The 19151-nt window shown below is 69.5% G+C and carries 16 protein-coding genes and 1 riboswitch; of the genes, 6 read left to right on the forward strand and 10 right to left on the reverse strand.

Going from position 1 to position 19151, the window contains the following annotated elements; translation table 11 throughout:
• Positions 1-39 precede the first annotated feature (39 nt).
• On the reverse strand, positions 40-930 hold the full coding sequence (locus ACGFSB_RS27580) for an RICIN domain-containing protein (protein ID WP_393404593.1): 891 nt from the start codon (positions 928-930) through the stop codon (positions 40-42).
• A gap of 252 nt (positions 931-1182) precedes the next feature.
• Here ACGFSB_RS27580 and ACGFSB_RS27585 point away from each other — a divergent pair, with 252 nt between their 5' ends.
• Positions 1183-2409 (forward strand): PP2C family protein-serine/threonine phosphatase, encoded by a 1227-nt coding sequence (locus ACGFSB_RS27585; RefSeq protein ID WP_393404596.1) that lies wholly within the window; start codon positions 1183-1185, stop codon positions 2407-2409.
• A gap of 19 nt (positions 2410-2428) precedes the next feature.
• Here the strand turns inward: ACGFSB_RS27585 and ACGFSB_RS27590 are convergent, their stop codons facing one another.
• The 4 genes from ACGFSB_RS27590 to ACGFSB_RS27605 are packed head-to-tail and all read right to left on the reverse strand — an operon-like array spanning position 2429 to position 7858.
• The gene (locus tag ACGFSB_RS27590; RefSeq protein ID WP_393404599.1) at positions 2429-3079 is read right to left on the reverse strand and encodes a thymidine kinase; all 651 of its coding nucleotides are present in this window, start codon (positions 3077-3079) and stop codon (positions 2429-2431) included.
• 43 nt (positions 3080-3122) lie between these two features.
• Positions 3123-4316 (reverse strand): alkaline phosphatase family protein, encoded by a 1194-nt coding sequence (locus ACGFSB_RS27595; RefSeq protein WP_393404602.1) that lies wholly within the window; start codon positions 4314-4316, stop codon positions 3123-3125.
• Positions 4316-4903: a DUF5998 family protein gene (locus tag ACGFSB_RS27600; RefSeq protein ID WP_393404605.1), complete on the reverse strand. Its 588-nt coding sequence runs from the start codon at positions 4901-4903 to the stop codon at positions 4316-4318. The genes ACGFSB_RS27595 and ACGFSB_RS27600 overlap by 1 nt, the downstream gene beginning before the upstream one ends.
• Before the next feature lie 51 nt (positions 4904-4954).
• Positions 4955-7858: a GNAT family N-acetyltransferase gene (locus ACGFSB_RS27605; protein WP_393404608.1), complete on the reverse strand. Its 2904-nt coding sequence runs from the start codon at positions 7856-7858 to the stop codon at positions 4955-4957.
• A 125-nt stretch (positions 7859-7983) separates the two neighbouring features.
• On the opposite strand from ACGFSB_RS27605, the gene ACGFSB_RS27610 reads away from it, so the two are divergent.
• Positions 7984-8265, forward strand: coding sequence for an HPr family phosphocarrier protein (locus ACGFSB_RS27610; protein WP_393404611.1), 282 nt, complete (start codon positions 7984-7986; stop codon positions 8263-8265).
• A 171-nt stretch (positions 8266-8436) separates the two neighbouring features.
• Here ACGFSB_RS27610 and ACGFSB_RS27615 read toward each other — a convergent pair whose 3' ends face one another.
• From ACGFSB_RS27615 to ACGFSB_RS27630, 4 genes are all read right to left on the reverse strand, one after another.
• On the reverse strand, positions 8437-9129 hold the full coding sequence (locus tag ACGFSB_RS27615) for a GntR family transcriptional regulator (protein ID WP_393404614.1): 693 nt from the start codon (positions 9127-9129) through the stop codon (positions 8437-8439).
• Positions 9130-9362: 233 nt separating this feature from the next.
• Entirely contained in the window at positions 9363-10166 is an 804-nt protein-coding gene (locus ACGFSB_RS27620) for a M23 family metallopeptidase (protein ID WP_393404617.1), read from the reverse strand.
• Between the two features lie 12 nt (positions 10167-10178).
• Positions 10179-10341, reverse strand: a riboswitch (cyclic di-AMP (ydaO/yuaA leader).
• A gap of 206 nt (positions 10342-10547) precedes the next feature.
• Positions 10548-11933 (reverse strand): M16 family metallopeptidase, encoded by a 1386-nt coding sequence (locus tag ACGFSB_RS27625; RefSeq protein ID WP_393404620.1) that lies wholly within the window; start codon positions 11931-11933, stop codon positions 10548-10550.
• Positions 11930-13282: a M16 family metallopeptidase gene (locus ACGFSB_RS27630; protein ID WP_393404623.1), complete on the reverse strand. Its 1353-nt coding sequence runs from the start codon at positions 13280-13282 to the stop codon at positions 11930-11932. The genes ACGFSB_RS27625 and ACGFSB_RS27630 overlap by 4 nt, the downstream gene beginning before the upstream one ends.
• A 213-nt stretch (positions 13283-13495) precedes the next feature.
• On the opposite strand from ACGFSB_RS27630, the gene ACGFSB_RS27635 reads away from it, so the two are divergent.
• Positions 13496-15949, forward strand: a complete 2454-nt coding sequence (locus ACGFSB_RS27635) for a DNA topoisomerase (ATP-hydrolyzing) subunit A (RefSeq protein WP_393404626.1) — start codon at positions 13496-13498, stop codon at positions 15947-15949.
• Here the strand turns inward: ACGFSB_RS27635 and ACGFSB_RS27640 are convergent, their stop codons facing one another.
• Positions 15950-17047, reverse strand: a complete 1098-nt coding sequence (locus tag ACGFSB_RS27640) for a CobW family GTP-binding protein (RefSeq protein ID WP_393404629.1) — start codon at positions 17045-17047, stop codon at positions 15950-15952. It abuts the gene before it with no gap.
• Between the two features lie 320 nt (positions 17048-17367).
• Here ACGFSB_RS27640 and ACGFSB_RS27645 point away from each other — a divergent pair, with 320 nt between their 5' ends.
• From ACGFSB_RS27645 to ACGFSB_RS27655, 3 genes are all read left to right on the forward strand, one after another.
• A complete protein-coding gene (locus tag ACGFSB_RS27645; RefSeq protein ID WP_393404632.1) occupies positions 17368-17925 on the forward strand; it encodes a DUF6082 family protein in 558 nt (185 codons plus the stop codon).
• Positions 17926-18091: 166 nt separating this feature from the next.
• Complete coding sequence (locus ACGFSB_RS27650) at positions 18092-18328, forward strand: hypothetical protein (RefSeq protein WP_393404635.1); 237 nt, start codon at positions 18092-18094, stop codon at positions 18326-18328.
• Positions 18329-18431: 103 nt separating this feature from the next.
• Positions 18432-19097, forward strand: coding sequence for a DUF6082 family protein (locus ACGFSB_RS27655; protein WP_393404638.1), 666 nt, complete (start codon positions 18432-18434; stop codon positions 19095-19097).
• Positions 19098-19151: the final 54 nt, after the last annotated feature.

Here is a 19151-nt window from a genome sequence, read left to right on the forward strand (position 1 = left end):
GACGGGTCCGGACAGGGAACGGCGCCACCGACGTCCGCTTCAAGCAGCCGGAATGATCAGGAACTTCTGATCCTCCTCCCCTGTCCCGCATGACTGCACCACCGCTTCGGCTCCGGCGGATGTGTCGGCTGCACGAATGCCCACGCAACGTGCCGTGCCTTCCAGCCGCAGCCGGTAAGGCCCGTCCTTACCGCGACCGGCCCGTTCGATCCGGAACTGCTGGAGATCCGGTGAGGCGGCGCAGTCCTGCCAGGGCTCGAGGAGCCCCTTGCCGACGTCCTCGCCGCGTACCGACAGACATCCCCGCCCGTGCCTCGGGTGGTGCCACTCGATCAGATACGCCCTGCTGCCGGTACCCGGGGCCGCTTTGAGGTACGTGTGCGGGGGGCGCGCCTCGCCGCAGGGCCGCTGGGCGGCGACCGCGTGGACGTACTGGCCCGTCCGATCGCGTCCCTCGGTCAGACACAGCTGGGGCGTTCGAGCCGGGCGGATCTCCACCCACCCCGCCATGGCACCGGCCTGCGCCGCCGTACCGACCGGGATGCCGGCGCGGCTGGCCGATGCAGCACCCTGCGAGGGCACGGACGGATCCCCCGCAGAGCCGTACAGCGCCATCCACAGGCCCCCGGTCACTGCTGCCATCACCCCTGCCAGAGCCATGAACCGGCCACCTCGGAACCACCGTGTCCCGGCCGTATGCGCCAACACCTCAGTGGATCCCGCTGCTTCGGCCGCCTCCTCCACCGGCTCGTCGGGGCCGTCCGGCCTGGGCCCCGTGCGTGCCGTGCCGTCCAGGATCCGCTGCCGGGCCTCCAACCATGCAAGGACATCGCGCTCCTCCTTCCCGCAGGAACGGACGAACGCCGCCAGCGCTTCGCCACTCGGCAGGCGCCACCCCCGTAGCACGTCACTGATGGTGCTCCGAGCCAAGAACTCTCCCCGCGATCGGGCGCGTTCCTCCAGCTCACGCAGAGTCAGACCGGACTCCCGCTTCAACCTCCGCATCGCCTCCACAAGCCCCGCGGTGCCATCGATGTTCCGCGGGTCAGGCTCTCCCCAGTCCATGCCTCCATCCTCACGACTGCCTTCTCACGGCGGCCAGTCCAGATCCGGACTGCTCCTGGCCACGCCTGGACCTATCGTAGAAACCGACGGAAAGCATCGCTATTCGGGCAGGCAGTGATGGCGGAGGCAGGTATCGACTACGCGGCGGCGTTCCGGGCGCTGCCGGGCATGGTGGCCTTGCTGACCCCGGACCTGCGGTACGCGGACGCCAACGAATACTTCCAGCGCCTGTCCGGACGCACCCGGGAGGAGCTGGTGGGCCGGCACCTGTTCGACGTGTTCCCGGACAACCCCGGCGATCCCGCCGCGACCGGCGCCAGGAACCTGGAGGCGTCCCTCAGACGGGTCCTGGCCACAGGTGAGCGGGACACCATGGCCCTGCAACGCTACGACGTGGAATCCGCCCAGCGGCCCGGCGAGTGGGAGGAGCGGTACTGGAGCCCGGTCAACGCCCCCGTCCTCGGCCCGGACGGCCAGGTCGTGCTGCTGGTCCACCGCGTCGAGGAGGTCACCGAGCTGATCAAGGCCCGCGGCGGCCCCGAGGGCGGCCACACCCGCGTCCTGGAAGCCGAGCTCTACACCCGTGCCCGGGAACTGCAGGAAGTCAACGAACGCCTGCGCGAGGCCCACGCCCGCGAACGCGAGGTCGCCCTGGCCCTCCAGGAAGCGATGCTCCCCGCCCCCGGGCCGGTAGGCCACCACCGCGCCGCCGTGCGCTACCGGCCCGCGATCGGGTCCCTCAACGTCTGCGGCGACTGGTACGACCTCGTCGACCTGCCCGGCGACCGCATCGTCGTCGCCGTCGGCGACGTCGTCGGCCACGGTCTGCACGCCGCCTGCGTCATGGGCCTGCTCCGCAGCGCCCTGTCCGCCGCCTCCCGCGTCGCCGAGGGCCCCGCCCAAGCACTCGAAGTCCTCGGCCTGTACGCCCGCTCCGTCGACGGCGCCGAGAACACCACCGCCGTCAGCGCCTGCATCGACTGGGACGCCCACACCCTCACCTACAGCAGCGCCGGCCACCCCCCACCCGCCCTGCTCCGCGCCGACGGCACCATCGCCTTCCTCGCCCAGGCCACCGACCCGCCGCTCGGCGCCCGCCCCGACCACGTCGCCCGCCCCCAGGCCACCACCATGTTCACCGAAGGCGACACCCTCGTCCTCTACACCGACGGCCTGATCGAACGCCGCCGCGAAGACATCGACATCGGCCTCGCACGCCTCGCCGGCGCCCTTGTCCACCACCGCGCGGCCGGACCCGAGGACCTCGCCGACGCCCTCCTGCTCGAACTCCTGCCCGCCGGAGGCGCCACCGACGACACCGCCCTCGTCATCGTCCGGCTATGAGCGGGACAGCCGACAGGGATCAGGTGGAGGTGACCGGCAGTACATCAGGCGACAGCGTCGCCGCCCGCGTCGCGGCACTCGTCATCCGCCTGCGGTGATGACGCCGGCACAACACCTCGTACCCGACCTCCCCGGCCAGCCGGTCCACATCCCCCACGACAACCTGCTCGCCCTCGACCACCATCTCCCCGTCCACCGTACGAGCGTTGTGGGTGGCCCGCGCCCCGCACCAGCACATCGCCTCGACCTGCAACGTCTCGACCCTGTCAGCCAGCTCGATCAGACGCTGCGAGCCCGGGAACAGCTTGGTGCGGAAGTCCGTGGTGATGCCGAACGCGAAGACGTCCAGCTCCAAGTCGTCCACAACCCGGGCCAATTGGTCGATCTGTTCGGGTGCGAGGAACTGGGCCTCATCCACAATGACGTAGTCCACCCGGCGGCCCTGCGACATCTGGTCCACCAGATAGCCATATACATCCATACCCGGCGCCGCCTCGACCGCCTCCGTCACCAGACCAAGGCGCGAGGACAGCTTCCCCTCCCCCGCCCGGTCGTCCCGCGTGAAGATCACACCCTGCAAGCCCCTCGCCGACCGGTTGTGACCGATCTGGAGAGCCAGAGTGCTCTTTCCGCAGTCCATCGTTCCGGAGAAGAACACCAGCTCGGGCATGGAGAGTTGAGGCCTTTCGAGGCGTACGGGGTGAAGGGGTCGGTCAGGAGCGTACTTCGAGGAGCGGCACGAGCTGCTCGACGGCGGTCATCGAGCCGTGCATGCCGACCAGGGCCGACTCCTTCGGCTCCTTCTCGGTGGCGATGATCGCCACGTCGTCGTGGGCCGCCGCGACGACATCGCCGATGCGCCCGTACACCCGCTCGTCGCAGGCGCCGGGCGGGCCGAACCAGCCCGCCGCGAGCGCCTCGTCCCTGCTCGCCACCCAGAACTGCTCGCCGAGCACCTCGCGCCAGACGGTCAGTACGTCGTTCTCCGCGCCCGGCACCGCGTACACATGACGCGCACGGCCCTCGCCGCCGAGGAGCGCGACGCCCGCGCGCAGCTCCCAGTCCTCGTCGAAGTCGATGCGGGACCGCTCGTCGAAGGGAATGTCGAGCATTCCGTGGTCGGCGGTGACGTACAGGGCGCTGCGCGGCGGGAGTTGCTCGGCGAGGCGCTGGACGAGCCGGTCGACGTACATGAGCTGGCCGCGCCAGGCGTCGGAGTCGACACCGAAGCGGTGGCCCTTGCCGTCCACTTCCGCGTAGTACGTGTAGACCAGCGACCGGTCACCCGCGCCCAGTTGCTCGGCGGCGAGGTCCATGCGGTCCTCGCCGGAGAGCTTGCCCCGGAAGCTGCCGCCGCTCAGCGCGATCTTGGTGAGCGGGGTGCTCTCGAAGGTCGGGGACGACACCTGGGCGGTGTGCACGCCCGCCGCGTGGGCCTGCTGGAAGACGGTGGGGTACGGCTGCCACTTGCGCGGGTCCGTCCAGGGATTCCAGCGGAGCTGGTTCATCAGCTCGCCGGTCGCGGGGTTCCGGACGGTGTAGCCGGGCAGGCCGTGCGACGCGGGCGGCAGGCCCGTGCCGACCGAGGCCAGGGAGGTCGCGGTGGTGGCGGGGAACCCGGCGGTGATCGGACGCCCCGTACCGCCGCGCGACGAGCTGATGAGCGAGGTCAGGAAGGGGGCCTCGTCCGGGTGGGCGCGGAGCTGCTCCCAGCCGAGTCCGTCGATCAGGAAGACGCAGTTCCGGTCGGCCGGTGCGAGTTCCGGGATGACGGGGGTGAAGCCGTCGACGCCCTGGTGGGAGACGAGGGTGGGCAGCAGGTCGGCGAGCGAGCCCACGCCGTACTCGGGCAGGGGTGCGGAGTCGAGGGAGAGCGGCTGTACGTCGTCCCAGGCGGGCAGGGACATCAGCGGGCGGTCTCCGCGGTGGCCTCGGACAGGGCCTGGGCGAAGGCCAGGGTCTGGCGCACGGTGTCCGGGCCGTCACCCGCCTCGCTGACACGCAGGCTGAGGTCGTCGGCGGTGGAGCTGCCGGTGTACCCGTGGTCCGCCTCGCAGTTGGGGTCGCCGCAGGCGGCGGGCTCCAGGTCGATGCGCGACACAGCGCCCCAGCCGATGGTCAGGACGACCTCGCGGGGCATCGAGCCCGGAACGTACTTCTCGGGATTGGCGACCACACGGCTGACGACGACGGACGAGATCCGGCCGATTTTCACGGACTCCGTGGAGGTCGTCGCGTACGGCGTCGGCGAGGTGCTGTCCGCCGACTGCTCGTCCGTGTGGCTGACGATGAAGCGGGTGCCCGTCAGGACGAGGACCGTCACGTGCCTGCGCACTTCGTTCGCGTCGAACGTGGTCTCCTGGTGGACCAGGAACGACCCGATGGGATCGCCGCCGATCGCGGCCTCCACCGCCTCGGCCACGAGGGCCGGGTAGTAGCCGCTGCGCTCGATCGCCGCGCGCAGCCCCTGGGTCGTCGTACCGGTCTTTGCCATGCCGTCCATCCTACGACCCGGCGGAGGGCGCACGGCGCCCCAGTGGCCGCCTCAGTACCCGGGCAGGGCGCGTGGGCCGAGGTCACTGCGGGCGGGCGGGGGCGCGAGCCGCACGGAGGCACCGAGCACGGAGAGGCCGTCCTTGCCGACGACGACGGGCTCCAGGGACACGGCGACCACTTCGGGGTGATCGTCCACGAGCCGCGATACCCGCTGGAGCAGCTCTTCGAGGGCCGGGGTGTCCACGGGCGCCGAGCCGCGCCAGCCGAAGAGGAGCGGGGCGGTCCGGATGGACCTGACCAGGGATCCCGCGTCCCGGTCGGTCACCGGGATCAGCCGGTGACCGGTGTCGCCGAGCAGCTCGGACGCGGCGCCGGCGAGCCCGAACGAGAGCACTGCTCCGGCCGCCGGGTCGATGACCGCGCGGACGACGGTGTCGACGCCTCGGGGCGCCATGGCCTGCACCACGGGCCGCAGCTCGACGGGCTTTCCGAAGGCTTCGGTCAATTCGGCGTAGGCCCTGCGCAGTTGCTCCTCGTCCGCGAGGTCGAGCCGCACACCGCCCAGGTCTGCGCGGTGCCGCAGGTGCGGGGCCGTGGTCTTGAGTGCCACGGGGTAGCCGAGCGCGCGAGCTGCCGCCACGGCCGCGTCCGGGTCGGGCGCGGGCAGGGCATCCCGTACGTCGATGCCGTACCGCCCGAGCAGTTCGCGGGCGTCGTCCTGAGCGAGGGTGGCGCCACGCGGGTCGTCCTGCTCGACGAGCAGCTCATCGATCCGCAGGGCGGCACCGCCCTCGTCGATGTCGTCGTACTCATGGACCCTGCCGGGCTCCTTGGCCTCGCGCCGCCACTGGGCATACTTCACGGCTTCGGAGAGGGCACGGACGGCGCGTTCGGCGGCGGGGTAGGCGGGGATACGGTGCGGCTGCGCTGGGCTGGGGCGGTCTTGGGAGTCCGGGGCAGCCGCCGCTGTGGGCAGGCGTTCCGCAGGGCGATTGAGGTCTCCCCTGCTCGAACGCAGTGGAGAGCTTGGGGAAGGGTGGGCACAGCGCTCACTGCCGGGTGCTGGTGCAGAGGCGTTGGGCCTGGTCCTGGTAGCGGCAGCCAACGCTTCGGCGAGCCCGCCAAGTTCTACGTGGACCACGGCGACCGGCTTCGCGGGGCACCCCGCAGCCGCCGCCCGCAGCGCAGCGGCAAGCTCCTCCCCCTCGGGCGACGCCGTGGCCCCGTCCTCGCCGACCCAGGGGATGGCAGTGACGATCACCGAGTCACAGGTGTCGTCCGACAACGCGTCAACCAGCGCTGCCCGGAAGTCGTCCGGGGTAGCCCCCGTGGTGAGATCCCGCGGAGGCGCCGGCCGAAGCCCGTCGGCGACGCACGCATCGTACGTAAGAAGCCCGAGCGACTCCGAATTGCCGAGAATGGCGACCCGAGGCCCACCCGGCAGCGGCTGCCCGGCAAGCAGCAGCCCCGCGTCCACCATCTCGGTGACGGTGTCGACCCGGATGACCCCCGCCTGGCGAAGCAGCGCCGACACCGTCGCATGAGGAAGCCGCGTCGCCTGCACCGCGTGCCCCGTAGGCGCGATCCCGCTGTGCCGCGCGCCCTGCACCACCACCAGCGGCTTCGCCGACGCCGCACGCCGGGCGAGCCGCGTGAACTTGCGTGGGTTGCCGATGGATTCCAGGTACATCAGTGCGACATCAGTATCAGGGTCCTCGTACCAGTACTGGAGTACGTCGTTGCCGGACACATCCGCCCGGTTGCCCGCGCTCACGAAGGTCGAGAGACCGGCCCCGCGCCGGTGCAGACCGGACAGCAGTGCGATGCCGATCGCGCCGGACTGGGTGAACAGGCCGATCCTGCCGCGCTCGGGAGGATGCGGGGCCAGCGACGCGTTGAGGCGCACGTCCGGCGACGTATTGATGACTCCGAAGGCGTTCGGTCCGAGGATGCGCGTGCCGTACGACCGCGCCTGGCGGACCAGTTCGCGCTGCCGCTCACGCCCTTCGGGACCGCTCTCCGCGTACCCGGCGGAGATCACGACCAGACCGGGCACCCCGCGCTCACCACACTCCGCCACGGCCTGCGGCACCCGTTCGGCGGGCACGGTGACGACAGCGAGCTCCACGGACTCCTCGATGTCCCGCACGGAGCGGTACGCGGGCACCCCGTCGACCTCGGCACCCTCTGCACCCTCGCCGAACGCGCTGTTCACCGCGTACAGACGCCCCGCGAAGCCCGCCTCACGCAGATTGCGCAGCACGCTCCTACCCACCCCACCCGGCGTACGACCGACGCCGATCACGGCCACCGACGCGGGCGTGAGCAGCCGCTGCACGGACCGCGACTCGGCGCGCTGCTCACGGGCGCGCTGCACGGCGAGCGAGCGGTCGGTCGGCTCCAGATCGAATTCGAGGCGTACGACGCCGTCCTCGAAGCTGCGCTTCTGCTGATAGCCCGCGTCCGTGAACACCTTGATCATCTTGGTGTTGGCGGGCAGGACCTCGGCGGCGAAGCGGCGGATGCCGCGCTCCCTGGCGACGGCGGCGATGTGCTCCAGGAGGGTGGACGCGACGCCCCGGCCCTGGTGGGCGTCCTGCACGAGGAAGGCGACCTCGGCCTCGTCGGCGGGCGCGCTCGCGGACATCCCACGGGAGTCGATGCGGTCGAAGCGCACGGTCGCGATGAACTCGCCGCCGACCGTGGCCGCGAGGCCCACCCGGTCCACCTGGTCGTGATGGGTGAAACGGTGGACGTCCTTGGCGGACAGACGCGGGTAGGGGGCGAAGAAGCGGTAGTACTTCGACTCGTCCGACACCTGTTCGTAGAAGCTGACCAGACGGTCCGCGTCCTCGGCCGTGATGGGCCTGATCCGGGCGGTGCCTCCGTCACGCAGGACGACATCGGCTTCCCAGTGGGAGGGGTATGCGTGCCGGTCCGACGGGGTCTGCATGGGGCCAGGGTACGGGTAGCGGGGGCGCCTTGGCCGGTGCAGGCTAGGGGACGTCGGCGGAGCACCCGTGACGGCATGAGACACTGGTCTAGACAAGTGTGAGACACCTGGAAGGGCAGCAACACATGGCTGAGCGCCGCGTCAACGTCGGCTGGGCCGAGGGCCTTCACGCCCGACCCGCCTCCATCTTCGTCCGCGCGGCCACGGCCGCCGGCGTCCCCGTGACGATCGCCAAGGCTGACGGCAACCCCGTGAACGCCGCCTCCATGCTCGCGGTGCTCGGTCTGGGCGCGCAGGGCGGCGAGGAAATCCTGCTGGCCTCCGACGCCGAGGGCGCGGACGCCGCTCTCGACCGTCTGGCGAAGCTGGTCGCTGACGGCCTCGAGGAACTCCCCGAGACCGTCTAGTAAAGGCTGGTACTCGTACGCCGAAGGGCCCACCCTCAAAAGGGGTGGGCCCTTCGGCGTTTCTGCGCCCGTGTTTCTTTGCCCGTGCTTCTGCGCCCGCCTATTGAACTGAATTCGGGCAGCAGAAATAATCCCCCGCCGAATAACACTTCTTTGTATACGGCGCCTCTGTTAATGCCGGAGGCCCACCGTGTTTACGGCATGTTGCGAATCCCTCACACGGTCACGGTCATCCCGCAGGGGAATGCGCAGCCGGTGCGCGGTCGCCGCCCGTTCCGTGTGGGCCACGGTGAGCGACCTGGCCCGTTCCGCGTCCCCGCGAGCGACCGCGTCGACTATCGCGGCGTGCTCCGCCCAGGACTCCGCCGGGGCCGCCGGGGTCTCGACGACGTACATCCAGGCGATCTTGTGCCGGAGCTGGATGAGCAGCGCGGTCAGGCCGGGGCTGCCCGACGACTGGGCGAGCGTCTCGTGGAACCAGCCGCCCAGCGAGCGCAGATCCTCGCTCCGGCCGCGCCTGGAGCGCTCCTGGCCGAGCCTGACGAGGCCGCGCAGGACCTTCAGGTGCGCCTCCGTGCGGCGCTGCGCGGCGCGGGCGGCGCCCAGCGGCTCCAGGAGCATACGGATGTCCAGGAGGTCGGCGGCCTCCTGCTCGGTCGGCTCCGCGACGCACGCGCCCGCGTGCCTGCGCGTGACGACGAAGCCCTCGGCCTCCAGGGTGCGCAGCGCCTCGCGGACCGGGACGCGCGAGACTCCGTAGCGACGCGCGAGCAGCTCCTCGGTGAGCCGGCCACCCCGTTCGTAGACACCGGAGACGATGTCGTCCCGGATGGCCGTGCATACCGAGTGCGCGGGAATGCGCATGGCCTGACCTCCGCCTTAATCCCCGCGAAACGCGGTCGATCGACGCCGTTTCAGTGACTCTATTGCAGAGCGGCTGAATTTCCGAAGGCGGGCGGAAATTCATGGATATTTTTTGGCCAAAGGTGCTGCGGGAACGGCGCAGGAACAGCGAAAGCCCCGGCTCGTGATGAGCCGGGGCTTTCGATGAAACAGGTGGGCGTGACAGGCGGGCGGAATCAGACGTATCAGATGTATCAGACGTTGATGCCGTGCGACCGCAGGTACGCGATGGGGTCGATGTCCGAGCCGTAGTCCGGTCCCGTGCGGGCCTCGAAGTGGAGGTGCGGGCCGCTGGCGTTGCCGGTGGCGCCCGAGAGGCCTATCTGCTGGCCCGGGGTGACCGCCTGGCCGACGGTGACACCGAGGGACGACATGTGGCCGTACTGGGTGTACGTGCCGTCGTTCATCTTGATGACCACGTTGTTGCCGTAGGCGCCGCCCCAGCCGGCCTCGACCACGGTGCCGGAGCCGACCGCGTGGACCGACGTGCCGGACGCGGCGTGGAAGTCGATGCCGGTGTGGCTGCCGGAGGACCACATGGCGCCGCCGGTCTGGTAGCCCGTGGAGACGTACGAGCCGGCGATCGGGGAGACGTAGCTGTTCAGGCGCTTGCGCTCGGCCTCGCGGGCGGCGCGCTCCTTGGCCTCCCGCTCCTTCTTGGCCTTGGCCTTCGCCTCGGCCTCGGCCTTGCGCTTGGCCTCTTCAGCCTTCTTCTTGGCGGCCTCTTCGGCCTTCTTGGCGGCCGCGGCGTCGTCGGCGGCCTGCTGCTGGGCGGCGGCCTGCGCGTCGATGCTCGCGGCGAGCGAGTCGCCGACGGAGATGGCCTGGGTGAGGCCGGTGTGCTCGAGGGCCGCGGCATCGTCGGCGGCGAGCGCCGGAGCGGCCAGGCCTCCGATGACACCGGTGGTGGCGAGCGCGGCGACGCCCGCTACGTTCGCGGTCGTGCGCGTGATGCGGCTCGGGCGACGGTGCTTCCCGGTGGCACGGGTGAACGCCATGAAGCGGCTGATCCTTTCCTTCCTTCTCGCCTACCGGGTTAGCTGACGGGTTCGGAGCAGGAAGGTCTCCTACGGGTCCCTCACCTCGCGGCAAGGTGCCCGATTCACCCCAGGGGACATGTGGGTCCCCGGCTCCCCTGGCTCGCGCCGTACGGGGACTCGGCGATGACTGTCCGGTGCCACGGATGCGGCGTACTGCATGGCGGACAGCCGGACCGACGCTAAGCGGGACATCTTTCAATCGACAAACGGATCAGGACTTTTGTAGCGCACGCCACAGGGCAGACACACAACCTCCGTACTAATTCGGACATATGAGGACCCCGGTGGCCTTTCCGGCCACCGGGGTCCTGTGTGTCTCAGCTGCGCCGTCTGTCTCGGCTAGCCCGTGACAACACTCACTTCACCGATGCCGAGCGCCTTGACGGGCTCCTCGATCTGCGCGGCGTCTCCGACGAGCACCGTCACGAGCCGGTCCTCGGGGAAGGCGTTCACCACGGCGGCGGTGGCCTCCACGGTGCCTGTCTCGGCCAACTGCCGGTACAGCTGCGCCTGGAAGTCGTCCGGCAGGTGCTGCTCGACCTGGTCGGCGAGGGTGGCCGCGACGGACGCCGCCATCTCGTACTTGAGCGGAGCCACGCCCACCAGGTTCTGCACGGCGACGTCGCGCTCGGCGTCCGTGAGCCCGTCGGCCGCGAGGGTGCGCAGGACCTGCCACAGGTCCCCGAGGGCCGGTCCCGTGGACTCGGTGTCCACGGAGCCGCTGATGGCGAGCATGGCGGCGCCCGTGCCTTCCGGAGTGGAGCGCAGGACCTGGGCGAACGCCCGTACGCCGTAGGTGTATCCCTTCTCCTCGCGCAGGACGCGGTCCAGGCGCGAGGTGAGGGTGCCGCCCAGGCAGTACGTGCCGAGCACCTGCGCGGGCCAGACGCGGTCGTGCCTGTCCGGTCCCACGCGGCCGATGAGCAGCTGCGTCTGGACGGCGCCGGGGCGGTCCACGATGACGACGCGCCCGGCGTCGTCGGCGGTCACCGGAGGCACCGGACGCGGCTCGGCCGTGCCGCCCGTCCAGGCACCGATGGTGTCGGCGAGGACGGCGTCCAGGTCGGTGCCCGTCAGGTCGCCCACGACGACGGCCGTGGCCGTGGCGGGACGGACGTGCTTCTCATAGAAGGTGCGCACCGCCGCCGAGTCGATGGCCGTGACCGTCTCCTCGGTGCCCTGGCGGGGGCGCGACATGCGCGACGTCGCGGGGAAGAGCTGCCGGGAGAGCTCCTTGGCGGCGCGGCGTGCCGGGTTGGCGGCCTCGTGCGGGATCTCGTCCAGGCGGTTGCGTACGAGGCGTTCGACCTCGCTGTCCGCGAAGGCGGGCGCGCGCAGGGCGTCGGCGACCAGGCCGAGCGCCTTCGGGAGGCGGGACACGGGGACTTCGAGGGAGACGCGGACGCCGGGGTGGTCGGCGTGCGCGTCCAACGTGGCGCCGCAGCGGTCGAGTTCGGCGGCGAACTCTTCGGCCGAGTGCTTGTCGGTGCCTTCGTTGAAGGCCCTCGCCATGATCGTGGCGACGCCGTCCAGGCCCGCGGGCTCGGCTTCGAGCGGCGCCTCGAGGTGGATCTCCACGGCGACGACCTGCTGGCCGGGGCGGTGGCAGCGCAGCACGGTGAGGCCGTTGTCCAGAGTGGCGCGCTCGGGCGCGGGGAAGGCCCACGGCCGTGCGGTGCCCGCCTGGGGCTGTGGGTGGAACTGCATCGTCGCGGCCTCGGTCACTTCGCCGCCTCCTCTTCGTCCGCGTCTTCTTCGGTGGCTTCGGCGGCGGTGGTGGGCTCGTACACGAGCACCGCGCGGTTGTCCGGGCGCAGACGGGCCGCTGCGGCCGCCTTGACCTCTTCCGCGGTGACGTCGAGCACACGCCCGACGGCGGTGAGTGCGAGCTGCGGGTCGCCGAACAGGACGGCGTACCGGCACAGTTCGTCCGCGCGGCCCGAGACCGTGGAGAGCCGGTCGAGCCACTCGCGCTCCAGCTGCGCCTGGGCTCGCTCCATCTCCTCCTCGGTGGGACCTTCTTCCGCGAAGCGGGCGAGCTCCTCGTCGACAGCGGCCTCGATGACGGGGACCTCGACATCGCCGGACGTCTTCACGTCGAGCCAGCCGAGCGAGGGGGCTCCGGCGAGGCGCAGCAGGCCGAATCCGGCCGCCACGGCGGTGCGGTCGCGGCGCACCAGGCGGTTGTAGAGCCGGGAGGACTCGCCGCTGCCGAGGACCGTGAGCGCCAGGTCGGCGGCGTCGCACGCGCGCGTGCCGTCCTCGGGGAGGCGGTAGGCGGCCATCAGGGCGCGGGCCGGGACCTCTTCCTCGACGACCTCGCGCAGCTCCTTGCCGATCGTGTCGGGCAGCGAGCCGTCGCGGGGCGGCTGCTTGCCGTCGTGCGAGGGGATGGACCCGAAGTACCTCTCGACCCAGGCGAGGGTCTGCTCAGGGTCGATGTCGCCGACGACCGAGAGGACCGCGTTGTTGGGCGCGTAGTACGTACGGAAGAAATGCCGCGCGTCTTCGAGTGTCGCCGCGTCCAGGTCGGCCATCGAGCCGATCGGGGTGTGGTGGTAGGGGTGGCCCTCGGGGTACGAGAGGGCGGTCAGCTTCTCGAAAGCCGTGCCGTACGGGACGTTGTCGTAGCGCTGGCGGCGCTCGTTCTTCACGACGTCACGCTGGTTCTCCATGGACTCGTCGTCGAGTGCGGAGAGCAGCGAGCCCATCCGGTCGGCTTCCAGCCACAGGGCCAGCTCCAGCTGGTGCGTGGGCATCGTCTCGAAGTAGTTGGTGCGCTCGAAGCTCGTCGTGCCGTTGAGCGAACCGCCCGCGCCCTGCACCAGCTCGAAATGGCCGTTGCCGTGCACCTGCTCCGATCCCTGGAACATGAGGTGCTCGAAGAGGTGCGCGAGGCCCGTACGGCCCTTGACCTCGTGGCGGGAGCCGACGTCGTACCAGAGGCAGACCGCGGCGACCGGGGTCAGGTGGTCCTCGGAAAGCACCACGCGCAGGCCGTTGGCCAGCCGATGCTCGGTCGCTGTCAGGCCGCCGGAGCCGGCCTCGGCTGTGGCCGTGTGACCCATGGGCATGTACGTCCCTTCGAATCGCGAAAGCTGGAAATTCTGCCAGTCCTGCCACTGTATGCAAGCGTGCTGACAACCGGTGAAGTTCCCGCTCCGCGCTCGGCGTAGTCGAGGTCGAAGTCCGGGTCGTGGTCGGCGTTGTCAGTGGGACAGTCCACAATGGTCGGCGTCAGATCCCGTTGATGCCCTGGCAGACACCGTGAAGGAGCCGCAGCAGCGATGGCCCGCCGCAGCACGAAGACCCCGACGCCCGACGAAGCGTTCGAGGAGAAGATCCTCGACATCGACGTCGTCGACGAGATGCAGGGCTCCTTCCTCGAGTACGCGTATTCGGTCATCTACTCGCGCGCCCTGCCGGACGCCCGCGACGGCATGAAGCCGGTGCACCGCAGGATCGTGTACCAGATGAACGAGATGGGCCTGCGCCCCGACCGCGGCTATGTGAAGTGCGCCCGCGTCGTCGGCGAGGTCATGGGTAAATTGCACCCGCACGGCGACGCGTCGATCTACGACGCGCTTGTGCGCATGGCCCAGCCCTTCTCCATGCGGCTTCCGCTGGTGGACGGGCACGGCAACTTCGGCTCGCTCGGGAACGACGACCCGCCGGCCGCCATGCGGTACACCGAGTGCAAGATGGCCGACGCGACGTCCCTGATGACGGAGTCGATCGAAGAGAACACAGTCGATTTCGAGTCGAACTACGACGGCCAGGAGCGGGAACCGGTCACCCTCCCCGCGGCCTATCCGAACCTCCTGGTCAACGGCTCGTCGGGCATCGCCGTCGGCATGGCGACGAACATGCCGCCGCACAACCTCGGCGAGGTCATCGCCGCCGCCCGCCACTTGATCAAGCACCCCGGGGCCGACCTGGAGACGCTGATGCGTTTCGTGCCGGGCCCGGACCTCCCCACGGGTGGCCGCATCGTCGGCCTGACCGGGGTCAAGGACGCGTACGAATCAGGACGCGGCACCTTCAAGATCCGCGCGACGGTGGCCGTCGAGTCCGTGACCGCCCGCCGCAAGGGCCTGGTCGTGACCGAACTGCCCTTCTCCGTAGGCCCTGAGAAGGTCATTTCCAAGATCAAGGACCTGGTCGGCTCGAAGAAGCTGCAGGGCATCGCCGACGTCAAGGACCTCACGGACCGCTCACACGGCCTGCGCCTGGTCATCGAGATCAAGAACGGCTTCGTTCCTGAGGCCGTCCTCGAGCAGCTGTACAAACTGACGCCGATGGAGGAGTCCTTCGGCATCAACAACGTAGCCCTGGTGGACGGCCAGCCCCTCACGCTCGGCCTCAAGGAGCTTCTCGAGGTCTATCTCGACCACCGGTTCAATGTCGTGCGCCGCCGCAGCGAGTTCCGCCGCAGCAAGAAGCAGGCCCGGCTGCACCTGGTGGAGGGCCTGCTCGTCGCCCTCCTGGACATCGACGAGGTCATCCGCCTCATCCGCTCCAGCGACAACTCCGCACAGGCCAAGGAGCGCCTGATGGAGCGCTTCTCGCTGAGCGAGATCCAGACGCAGTACATCCTCGACACGCCGCTGCGCCGCCTCACCAAGTTCGACCGCATCGAGCTGGAGTCCGAGCGCGACAGGCTCAAGGCCGAGATCGACGAGCTGACCCGCATCCTCGAGTCGGACGCCGAGCTGCGCAAGCTGGTCTCGTCCGAACTGGCCGCCGTGGCCAAGAAGTTCGGCACGGACCGGCGCACGGTACTCCTGGAGTCGGCGGGCACCCCGGCGCCCACGGTGTCGCTGCAGGTGGCGGACGACCCGTGCCGTGTGCTCCTCTCCTCGACCGGCCTCCTCGCCCGCACGGCCAACGGCGAGCCGTTCGCCGAGAGCGACACCAAGCGCGTCAAGCACGACGTGATCGTCTCGGCCGTGCCCGCGACCGCACGGGGCGAGGTGGGCGCGGTGACGTCGGAGGGACGGCTGTTGCGCGTCTCCGTAGTGGACCTCCCCCAGCTCCCCGAGACTCATGCGGCACCCAACCTCTCCGGAGGCGCGCCGGTCTCGGAGCTGCTCTCCCTGGAGGCGGACGAGAAGCTGATCTGCCTGATGACCCTGGACGAGTCGTCACCCGGCCTGGCCCTCGGCACCGAGCAGGGCGTGGTCAAGCGCGTGGTCCCGGACTATCCGTCCAACAAGGAAGAGCTGGAGGTCATCACCCTCAAGGACGGCGACAAGATCGTCGGCGCGGCCGAGCTGCGCACGGGCGAGGAAGACCTCGTCTTCATCACGGACGACGCCCAACTGCTCCGCTATCAGGCTTCACAGGTCCGCCCACAGGGCCGGCCCGCGGGCGGCATGGCGGGCATCAAGCTCGCGGACGGCGTCAAGGTCATCTCCTTCACGGCGGTGGACCCGGCCGTCGAGGCCGTCGTCTTCACCGTGGCCGGCTCACGCGGCACGCTCGACGACTCGGTCCAGACGACGGCCAAGGTGACACCCTTCGACCAGTACCCCCGCAAGGGCCGCGCCACGGGTGGCGTACGCGTCCAGCGTCTCCTGAAGGGCGAGGACTGCCTGAGCTTCGGCTGGGCGGGCCCGACCCCGCCGCTCGCGGCCCAGCGCAGTGGCCTGCCGGCCGAGCTGCCGGAGATCGACCCGCGCCGCGACGGCTCGGGAGTCTCCCTGGCGAAGCCGGTGGCGGTGGTGGCGGGCCCGGCGTAGTCAGCCGCCCTGCGACTCCTGGACGTCCGGTACATCCCGAACATCCTGGACGTACCGAAGTACGCCCCACATGCTGTGCTCATCGGCACCGGCCTGTGGGGCGTACTCACGGCACGCCGCAAGCTCCTTCTCCAGAGCCGGTACGTCGATGCCCGACCCGATGAGCACGAGCTGGGTGGACCGGAGCTCACCCGGCGCCCACGGCTCGGGGTAGAAGCGCAGAAACCGCCCCACGGCGTGCACGGCGTACTTGTTGCGCGGATCGGCGGCGCCGAAATCGACGTACCCCTTGATGCGGTAGAGCCCTTCGGGCCGACTGTCGAGGAGGCCCATGAAGGGGCGAGGACTCATGGGCACTTCGGAGGGGAAGGAGAGGCTTTCGTAGGCGGAGTGCAGGTGGTCGTGATGCCCACCGTGCCCATCCTGTCCATCGCCCTCCTGATGACTGTGCAGGTCATCGAACGAAAGCTGCCCGACTCGCTCCCCCACGGGCTTGCGGTCGAGGAGCAGCTCCACATCGACGCGCCCGTATGAGGCGGGGACCACGGCCGCACGGTCGGTGAACCCCCGGACGACGCCGAGAATCCGCTCACGCTCACCGTCCTCTACCCGGTCGATCTTGTTGACGACCACAAGATCGGCGATCCCCAGATGCCGGTCGACTTCGGGATGCCGCTGCCGGGTGGAATCGAACTCGGCGGCGTCGACGACTTCAACGAGCCCTCCGTAGACGATGTGCGGATTCTCGCTGGCGAGCACCATCTTCACGAGCTCCTGCGGCTCAGCAAGCCCGCTGGCCTCGATGACGATGACATCGATCCGGGCGGCGGGCTGAGCAAGCTTCTCCAGATACACATCGAGCTCACTGGCGTCCACGGCACAGCACAAACACCCATTGCCGAGCGAGACGGTGGAGTCACCGAGCTGCCCCGCGACGGACATGGCATCGATCTCGATGGCCCCGAAGTCATTGACGATCGCACCGATCCGGCTGCCGCCGCTGCGGTGCAGCAGGTGGTTGAGCAGGGTCGTCTTGCCTGAACCCAGGAAGCCGGTGAGGACGACTACCGGGATCTGCCCGGCACACGGCTGAGTCAACGTGCGACCCCTTTCACACTGACGCGTGCACCGGCGCGTGGCCAGCTCTCGTACGACGAACGAATACCGCCCCAGCATACGAGCGCGTAGAAGCGCCGCGAAGTGAACGATTGTTAGCGGCGCAGGCGGGGCACACATCCTGCACGGCGCCGGGATACGCGACCACTGCATCCTCCTGTGCGCCTCCTCTCCGCCTCCCTGCCGATCAGAGCCGCTCGGCATCCTGGGAGGCGGCAAGCGCGCCGCCCATCGCTCGCCGGTCCTCTCCCTGTCGACCCGCATCCGACGACCGGCGGACGGTCGCCGATCCGGGGGTTGACATGGCCACACAGAGCTTTGGTGTATGGGGAGCGGGTCCTGCCGCGGCGGGGCTGGCCTTGACCCTCGGCACCGTCGGGGCCCTTATCGCGCAACATCATCAGCTCAAGAAACTGCGGCTGCGGCTTGAGCGATGCGAACAAACGGACCAGTGCGAACAGCAGCGGCACGTCGACCTCGCCAACCAACAGCAACTCCAGTGGGAACTGCTGAGCAAGGCGATGGAGGATCCGACGCTAGCCGCCGTACTCGACACTTACGAGGGCTCGGTCCCGCCCGCGAAACACCGCCAGTTCCTCTTCGCCAACGCCCTCTACACCAATGCTCTGCTCGCCTACCGCATCGGCAACGTCAGCCGAGTTGAGCTCTTCGGCCACCTACGCGGCACACTCCAGAACTCCATCTTCCGGGAGTACTGGGAGGTGACCCGTGCGGCCAGGGCAAGTCTGGAAGAGGACTCCATTGAGGCCCAAGTCGGCAAGATGGTGGATAACTTGATCCACGACCTCGACGAAGCCGACACGGGGGAATGGTGGGTCGTGGGCAAGCCGCCGGAGTGAGAGGAAAACTATCGCTGGTGGAGTGAGTTCCCAACCAAGCCGTTCAGGGCCACCACATCGCGATCGGCGCTCACACCAGCAGAAAGTCGGATCGGCGGAACAGCCCACCGCGCGCTCGTTATTCTTCCGGTTACCCATCTGCACAGCCATAGGACTGGGATCCGACTTGAAGATCGCGCGCCGCATCGGTGCTTCCCCTCGGCAACGAGGGAGCGTCGCCGGGCAGAACTGCCCTGACGTGTTCGAGTTGACCGACGGCAACTTCGCTGTCATCGGCACAGATGAGACCGAGGCCCTGGATCGGGAACTGCCACCCGACGCCGGACGGGCCGACTACGAACGCATCGTCGTTATCAGCCGTGAAACGTTGATCCGAGCCAAAGTAGATATTCCAGACTTCTAGGCAGTAGCAGCCGTCCGGCGGGCGGCCGCAACACCTGTCCGCTGGACGGCTTCCCGCGATGCCCCGACGGCCTTATCCGTCGGGGCCAAAGGAGGACTACACCGTGACACCACACAGCGGCAGGCATCGCAGCGCGGCGACGTGGAGCACTGCCACCCTGGCCGCACTTGCCGTCATATTCACGACCCCTTTCCTGCTCGACCGTCTCGCCCCCCGCGGCATGGACTGGGACCGCCTCAGCAACGTCAGCCAGACGTACGGCGCACTGTCCGTACTCTTCTCGGCCGCCGCCTTGGTGGGCGTGGTCCTCTCAATCTCTCACCAGGCGCGGCAGACCCGCGTGCAGAACGAGGAGTCGCACCTCTCCGCACATCGTGAGCTCACCCTGCTCACCCTGGACGACCCCGCATTTTTGGTGTGTTGGGAGCCACCCAACACACCTGTCTCACAGCAACGGTGGCGGCAACTTCTCGTGAGCAACCTGATCGTGAGCATGTGGAGCCGCGACTTCAAGTTGAACCTCTACGATGAGCCCACCATTCGGGTCACGCTGGAGGATTACTTCCGCGGCGAGGTCGGCCGCGCCTACTGGGCAAACAGCCGACCTTCATGGCAACGACTTGCCGAGTCGGGTTCCGATCGTCGCCTTTGCAGCTTCGTGCGTATCGCCGATGCGGCATACGCCACCGCCGCAGCGTCGGGACCCCCCACACCGTCTGCCGCGTACTTCCAACAGCCCGCTCCCCCCGCCCCGCCTTTCACCCCGTGACGCCTCTCGGCTCATCACCCTCGATAAGAGGGAAGACCAGAGCACAGGTTGGCT

This window comes from Streptomyces sp. NPDC048441 (assembly GCF_043200235.1).
In the GTDB taxonomy this organism is placed as follows: domain Bacteria; phylum Actinomycetota; class Actinomycetes; order Streptomycetales; family Streptomycetaceae; genus Streptomyces.